This is a genomic window from Albibacterium sp. (genome assembly GCF_035514885.1).
Lineage (GTDB): Bacteria > Bacteroidota > Bacteroidia > Sphingobacteriales > Sphingobacteriaceae > Albibacterium.
The window spans coordinates 1-3,854 of sequence record NZ_DATJCH010000004.1 but is presented as its reverse complement, the minus strand read 5'-3'; the positions used below and the strand labels follow the sequence as shown (position 1 = coordinate 3,854).

Annotated in this window: 1 protein-coding gene; it reads left to right on the top strand. The window is 41.8% G+C overall.

Features of this window, described 5'->3' with window-relative positions; translation table 11 throughout:
* The first annotated feature begins 271 nt into the window (after window positions 1-271).
* Window positions 272-3,571, top strand: coding sequence for a TonB-dependent receptor (locus tag VL047_RS00695; RefSeq protein WP_325357488.1), 3,300 nt, complete (start codon window positions 272-274; stop codon window positions 3,569-3,571).
* Window positions 3,572-3,854: the final 283 nt, after the last annotated feature.

Sequence of the window (3,854 nt, the reverse complement as noted above, 5' to 3'; positions counted from 1 at the left end):
CCCCTGAGTTGTATATGACGAAGTCTTCGTACTACACTATCAATCAAATAGCCGCACTGCTAAGTGTGGCTATTAATTTTTCCTCCAAAAGAAGCCTTCCGGCCGTGGTGTTTCTTACTTCGTGAACATCTGTTTTTGCAGATAATAAAGGGTAAATGAATTGTTAACCTAAGCTTAATTTAGAACGATTATTCAGCTGGTATTAATTGGTCATTTTTGCAGCTGGAAAACTAAAAGTGGATTTTATTTAAGCAAACTAATGAAGATTATTATGAAAAGAGTTATTATCCTGTCCTTAGTATTACTTATGGTTGGTTTTACGACTATGGCACAGATTACTACTTCCGGAATCTCAGGTAGGGTAGTGGGTGCAGGTAATGAAACGCTTCCCGGAGCAACTGTTGTTGCCGTACACAAACCATCGGGTTCACAGTATGCTGCAGTTACTAATAGCAATGGCTACTATAATATTCAGGGTGCACGACCCGGCGGGCCTTATGAAATTACTGTGTCGTTTGTGGGTTACAGCTCTGGATCTTTTTCCGATGTTACCCTTTTACTGGGTCAGATCTTTGAGCTAAATGTGGAACTTAGCGAAGGAGCTACCAGTCTTTCGGAGGTCGTAGTTGTTGGTTACGAGCAATCTGCTTTCAGCACTCAAAAGACCGGCGCAGCTACCAATATTGGCAACGATGAGATCAATGTTATGCCTACTATCAACAGGAGCATCTCAGATATTGCCAAGATTTCGCCATACGCAAACGGGATGGGCTTTGCCGGTGGTGATGGACGCTCCACAAACTTTACAGTTGACGGAGCTAGTTTTAACAACAACTTCGGTCTAAGCTCCAACCTTCCCGGAGGTGGAAACCCTATTTCTCTTGAGGCCATAGACGAAGTGCAGGTTGTGGTGGCTCCCTACGATGTTAGGCAAACTAACTTTATTGGAGGAGGTATAAATGCTATCACCAAATCGGGAGGTAACGCCTTCAAAGGTACAGCCTATACTTATTTTAAAAATCAGGACTTGCGTGGTAACAAAATTGGCGACCATGACTTTGAAGATCGCGATAAAGAGTCAAGGACTGTTTATGGCGCTTCTTTAAGCGGCCCTATTATTAACGACAAGCTGTTTTTCTATACCAACTTTGAAAAGGAAGATGTTCCTCAACAAGTTATTACCTGGAGAGCTTCAACAAATGGTGTTTCTGATGGACAAACCATTTCGAGGGTAACCGAAAGCGACTTAGTGAGGGTTTCAAAGCATCTTCGCGACAACTATGGATATGAAACAGGCTCTTATAGCAGTTTTCCCGCTGATGAGAGCAATGTTAAATTCTTAGGAAGATTAGACTGGAATATTTCTGATGCTCATAAGTTGAGTGTTCGTTATAACTACACAAAAAACCAGGCATGGAATGCTCCTAACGGCAACTCTACCGACGGTGCCTATAGAGATAGCAAGAAAAATCGGGTATCAGAGCACTCGATGTCTTATGCCAATTCCATGTACTCAATGGACAATATCGTGAATTCTCTGACTGCTGAGTTGAACAGCAGCCTGGGTGACAAGTCTTCCAATCAAATGCTTTTTACTTACACGGACATTCAGGATATGCGAGGCTCTGAATCATCGGAGTTTCCTTTTATTGACATTATGAGTGGTGATGTAGCCACCGGAGCTGCTGCTCTTGACCCCTACATTTCTGCCGGTTATGAGTTGTTTACCTATAATAATGGAGTTAAGAACAGGGTGATGACTATTACCGACAACTTTACCTATTACTTCGATGCCCACAAGCTGACAGCAGGTGTGAGCTATGAGTATCAGCTGGCAAATAATTCATATATGCGTAGCGGAACAGGTTATTACCGCTATGCGGGTATCACTGATTTTATTAACGGTGCTGCACCGGTGGATTTTGCGCTTACCTATGGCGCAAACGGAAATCTTGAGCCAACTTCTGAAGTTGTTTTCCATCAAATAGGGGCTTATCTTCAGGATGAATGGAATCCTCTTCAGAATCTGAAACTAACTTTGGGTCTTAGAGCAGACAATCTGATCTTTGATGATAATCTGATGCGTAACAACGCTATCTATGAGCTTGATTTCGGTGGAAGAAAAATTGATACAGGTGCCTGGCCTGATTCAAGAGTGAATTTTTCTCCGAGACTTGGCTTTACCTGGGACGTAAACAGGGATAGAAGCCTGGTACTGCGTGGTGGAACCGGAGTATTTACCGGAAGACTTCCTCTTGTATTCTTTACCAATATGCCTTCTAATGCCGGAATGAATCAGCTCCTGATGAAGGTTCAAACCCGTTTTAATGCTGATGGTACTGTTGCCTCCAGAGATAGTCGTCTGGACTTGTTACAGGGAGGTATGATTACTGATGTTAATGAGATGATAGACAGGCTTGGCTTTAAGACTGAAGTAACCCCGGAAGACGGTGTTGTTCCCAGTTCTATTGCCGGTGTTGACCCTGATTTCAAGATGCCTCAGGTGTGGAAGTCTTCTATCGCCGCAGATTATCAGTTTGCTGTTGATTTCCCTCTTTCATTAACTGCAGAAGCTATTTATACCAAGAATATAAATGCAGTAATGCAGGAAAACTATTTGATTATGAATCCGGAAGCAAGCTGGACCAAATTTGCAGGCTCAGATCAACGCTATATTTACCCCTCAGTCTATCGTTATGAGCCTTCTTCCGTGGGAGTAAGGGATGCTAATGTGCTTTCAAATACTGATAAAGGTTATGGTTATACTCTTAATCTTACCCTTAATTTAGAGCCGCTTCCAAGATTGAATCTGATGGCTGCCTATACTTTTACCGAGATGAAAGAGGTTTCAGGTATGCCGGGCAGTAATGCCAATTCAGCCTGGGTAGGTGTTTTGTCTGTTGACGGTCCAAATACCGCCGGCATACAGCGCTCGCAGTATGTAGTGCCTCATAAGGTAATAGCCTCGGCTTCTTACCGCTTGCCTTATGCCAACGACCATTTGGCTACGACCTTTAGTGTGTTTTATTCAGGATATTCTCCTTACGGAAACTCCTTTACCTACAGCAACGATATGAACGGCGATGGTCTTACCGGTGATTTAATTTACATACCTAAAGAGCGTGGGGATATCAATTTTGTTTCCGCCGAAGACGAGAATGCTTTTTTCAAATTCATGGAACAAGACAATTATTTGAAGAATCATAAGGGCGAATATGCTGAGGCTTATGCTGCCAGAGCTCCATGGGTTAATAAGTTTGACCTTAGGGTAATGCAGGACTTTTCTTTAAATGTTGCCGGACGCAAGCATACTTTGCAAGCCAGCGTTGATATTTTGAATTTTGGAAATATGCTTAATTCTGAGTGGGGAGTTAATAAAAATATGGCTTCCTCCAACTATGGTGGTATTTTAAAATACGAAGGCAGAGATGCCGGAAATGTTCCTGAATTCTCTATGATTAAGATAAATGATTCAGAAGGAAATTCGGTTTACCCAAGCGAGACCTACACTCCTTATCTGAACCTTAGCCAGGTATGGCAAGTTCAGGTTGGCTTGCGCTATCTGTTTTAGTATCTGAGGCTTTTAGACTAACTTTATAATAAAAAGGCTGTCCCCCAAGGGGCAGCCTTTTTTGATACCTTTACTTCACTGAAAATTTCAATCGTTTGCGAGAGCATAAAAAATAAGAAGAATCTTTTTTTTTGGAGAAATATCTCCTTAATGCAACCGTTTGAGAGCTCTTTTATCCGGCTTTGTAAAGTTTACAAATTTTGACACTAATTAAGAAATAGGGTAGTTTTACCGGATGTTATTGTATTTGTGTGATAAACATTCTTTAAATAAAAAAAATCCC

Coding starts and splice junctions, on each gene's coding strand:
- VL047_RS00695 (WP_325357488.1), top strand. CDS start 272: ATGAAAAGAGTTATTATCCTGTCCTTAGTATTACTTATGGTTGGTTTT.